Annotated in this window: 2 protein-coding genes; both read right to left on the reverse strand. The window is 71.7% G+C overall.

Translation table 11 applies throughout. The features are described from left to right. A partial coding sequence (locus A612_RS08690; protein WP_019374113.1) for an AI-2E family transporter occupies nt 1-2,176 on the reverse strand: 2,176 nt, incomplete at its 3' end. A 106-nt stretch (nt 2,177-2,282) separates the two neighbouring features. After that, on the reverse strand, nt 2,283-3,722 hold the full coding sequence (gene sbcB, locus A612_RS08695) for an exodeoxyribonuclease I (RefSeq protein WP_019374114.1): 1,440 nt from the start codon (nt 3,720-3,722) through the stop codon (nt 2,283-2,285). Between the last annotated feature and the right edge of the window lie 163 nt (nt 3,723-3,885).

A 3,885-nucleotide genomic window follows, 5' to 3' on the forward strand; every position in this document is an offset into this window, starting at 1 on the left:
TCGGCCGGCGCGCCGCCACCACGTGGGCACAGGGCGAGAGGGCGCGCGGCATGCCGGCCCGCAACGCCTCTTCCTCCTCAGCCTCGGTCACGCCCGGCGGTGCCAGCCGTCCATGGCTGCACAGGGGCCGCTGCATCTCGGCGTCGACGAGCGAGACCATCGCCTGCTGCACGTCGAAGATGTCGACCGCGCGCTTGGTCGTGTGCAGGCACAGCTGGCGCAGCGCCTCGTTGTCCCACACGCCACTGGCGCGCAAGGCCTGCACCCGCGCGGCATCGTCGCGGGGAATGGGGGCTTCCTCGAAGGCCCGGCGCAGCTCCAGCCCCTGCAGCTCGCCGATGCGCGCCAGTGTCTGGGCCAGCGTGAAGGTCAGCTCGTCGGCGCCCAGCGCCTGGGCGTCGTCCTGCACCCCGCCCGGCTCCAGCAGCTCTCCCCACAGCGCGAGCACGATGCGCACATGCGGCCAGCGCCTGCGCAGCCGGCGGCAGAAATGGCGCGCGGCCGCGGCCGGCTCGGGCGACATCCAGACCAGACACACCACCTGGGCGTCCTCCAGCGCGAGCCCCTCCAGGTGCTCGGCCGTCAGCGGGCCGAAGGCGCGCGTCTGCGCCGGCCAGCCCTGCAGGGCGAGCGCGTGCGCCGCCATGCGCGCGGCGATGTGGTCCAGCTCCCACTTGCCTCCCAGGCAGACCACCGGCCCATGCCCGGATTCCGAAGCGGCCGCCACCGGAGGCGGCGGCGGATACTGCTCCTGCAGGTCGTCGAGCAGCTCGTCCATGCCCTGGAACAGCCGCAGGCGGTGCTCGGGCGTCGCCACGCGCATATGGTCGCCCATCGCCATGCGCAACACCGGCAGCGCCACCTGGCCATAGAAGGCCGGGACGTCGCCGCGCAGCGCCTCGACCTGCGCCACGCTCAGCTCGATCGCCTCGTCCGGGTCGCCGGCGAGCATCCGCTGGTAGATGCGCGTGGGCTCGTCGAGCACCGGCTGGCTGCCCAGCAGCACGTCCAGGAAGGCCAGCTGCGGCAGGTAGCGCCCGACCACCAGCAGGCACACGGTGAGCGGCGTCGACATGATCAGGCCCACCGGCCCCCACAGCGTCGCCCAGAAAGTCGCCGCCACGATCAGCGAGAGGATCGACAGGCCCGTGCTGGCACCATACAGCCAGGGCTCGATGATGTTGTTGCTGATCAGCTCCAGCACCACGATCAGCCCGATGGTCCACAGCACCAGGCTCCAGCCGGGGTGCACGGCGAAGGCCAGCGTCACCGGGAACAGCGCCGCGACGAAGGCCCCCACATAGGGCACGAAACGCATCAGCCCGGCGAGCGCTCCCCACAGAAAGGCCCCCGGCACGCCGATCGCCCACAGCCCCAGCGCCATCGGGATGCCGTAGCTCACGTTCACCGTGAGCTGCATGATCAGGTAGCGCGAGATGCGCTCGCCCGCCTCGTCCATGGCGTCGGTCGCCCGGTGCAGGTTCCCGCCGAGCAGGCGCAGCAACCGGTCGCGCAGGTCCACGCGGTCGAGCAGGATGAAGATGACGAAGACCAGCACCAGGCCGGCGTCCGTGGCCGGGCGCTTGAGCGCGTCGAAGGCGGCCAGCGCCTGCTGCGCAGGGCTGAGCTGCGGCTCCTGCACTTCGACCCGCTGAACGGCCCGGCGCCGCGCGCCGGAACTGCCGGACAGGGCCGGCGCCGCCGCCTCGACCTCGCTTTGCACGATGTCCAGGGTGCGCTTGGCGCCCTCGAACATGCCGGGAGCGCGCAGCTGCTGCGCGAGGCTGCGCAGCTTCTTGCGGATGGTGTTCTGGTACTGCGGCAGCTGCTCGCTGAGCACGCGCGCCTCGTTGGTGACGAACACGGCCGTGACGCCGAGCACCGACAGCGTCGCCCCGACCACCAGCAACACGGCCGCCAGCCGCGGCACCCCAATGCGCTTGAGCCGCACCACCAGCGGATCGAGCACGAAACTGAGCAGGAAGGCTAGCGCCAGCGGCACCAGGATGGTGCGCCCGGCATACAGGCCGCCGATGATCAGGGCGGCGATCGCCAGCCCGGCAAGCACGCGCAGCGTGGGCACCAGCCCGAGCAGCGCGGCCAGGCCATCGCGGCCGCCTGCTGCGCTCGGCGGCACGGAGGCGTTGGCGCCCTGGGGGCTGTCGGTGCGGGGCATGCGGTCTTCCAGGCGGGGATCGAGGCGATTGTGTCCGCAGGTGTCCCTCGGGGGATGTAGGCGAAGGGGCGATGCCGCCTACGGCCAAGTGCCCGCCGCCTTCCGGTCAGTCGGGTTCGGGCGCGATGTGCTCCGCCCAGTCGTAGAGTTCCCCGAGGATGGCCTGGGCGCGCTCGTCGGCCTCTTCCGCCAGCGCATCCAGGCGCTCGAACAGGGCTTCGAAGCTCAGGCCTCCGCCCTCGCCGCGGTGCAGCACGGCCGCGCGGTGTGTCTCCCAGCGCTGTCGCTCCGGCCCGGACAGCGTCTCGGGAAAGTTGCGCGCCCGGTAGCGCCACAGCAACTCTTCCAGGCGACCGTCATCGAAACCCGGCCGCGCCAGCGCCAGCTCTGTCGCCGGCAGCTCGCGCAACCGTGCCAGCCGGCGCCGGTCCTCGTCGCCGAGGAAGCCACCATAGAGGTCCTGGTCCACGTCGGCCACGGGTTCCCGGGCCCGGTCGAAGACCTCCACCCAGGTGGCACTCAGGTCGGGCAGCGCCTGGGCGGCCTGCGCGTGGCGGGCGGCCTGCTCCAGGTCGATGCCCCAGCGCCGTGCCTGTTCCGGCCGCAGCGTCGCGAGATTGCCCACCACCATCGGAGAGCGGTTCAGGTGCACGGACTTGAGCGGCAGCCGCTCCACACCTTCAGGCAACTCGGCGGTGCGGGTGAACAGCCGCTGGCGCAGTTCCTGCACCGTCAGCTCGGCCAGCACCGAAGGGTCGTGCGCCAGATCCCAGGCGAGCAGTTCGTTGCGGTTCACCGGGTGGCTCGCCAGCGGCCACATCACGGCCAGGCAGCCGCGCTCGGTCGGAAACATGCCCGAGACATGCAGGAAGGGACGCGCCGTCGCGGCCGTCGCCGGCAGGCGCAGCTCGGCGGCCACCCGCTCCTTGCGGTGCAGCGACAGCGCGAAATCGAACAGCCGCGGATGGTGCTGGCGGATCAGCCGCGCCAGGGCAATGGTGGCGCGCACGTCCGACAGCGCATCGTGCGCCGCCTCGTGGGCGATGCCGTTGGCGCGTGTCAGGTGTTCCAGCCGGAAGCTGGGTTTGCCGTCCGGACCGGTCGGCCACTGGATGCCGTCCGGGCGCAGCGCATAGGCCAGGCGCACCACGTCGAGCAGGTCCCAGCGCCCGCACTGGTTCTGCCACTCGCGCGCGTAGGGGTCGAGCAGGTTGCGCCAGAACAGAAAGCGCGTCACCTCGTCGTCGAAGCGGATGGTGTTGTAGCCCACGCCAATGGTGCCCGGCAGCGCGAGCTCGGCCTCGATGCGGCGCGCGAACTCGTGCTCCGGCACGCCGCGCTCCAGGCACTGCTGCGGCGTGATGCCGGTGATCAGGCAGGCTTCGGGGCTCGGCAGGTAGTCGTTCGCCGGCCGGCAGTAGAGCATCAGCGGCTCGCCGATTTCCTGCAGGTCGGCGTCGGTGCGGATGGCGGCGAATTGCGCCGGGCGATCGCGCCGCGGGTCGGCGCCAAAGGTTTCGTAGTCGTGCCAGAGGAAGGTGTGCATGAACCTCGAGGAGCAAGGGCCGGGCGGGACTGCCGGGCGACCCTCGAAGTATCGCCCGCCGCCCGGCAAAATGCGTTCCATGCACCGCTTCCTGCCCGCCCTTTCTTCCGCCCTCTCACCGCTGGCGTGCGCCCTGGCGCTGGCCGGCTGCAGCAGCGTGCCT

Source organism: Melaminivora alkalimesophila (genome assembly GCF_000282995.1).
GTDB lineage: Bacteria > Pseudomonadota > Gammaproteobacteria > Burkholderiales > Burkholderiaceae_C > Melaminivora > Melaminivora alkalimesophila.

What these genes read in the sequence shown, in the direction of transcription:
- sbcB (WP_019374114.1), bottom strand. Translation starts at nt 3,722, where the DNA reads ATGCACACCTTCCTCTGGCACGACTACGAAACCTTTGGCGCCGACCCG.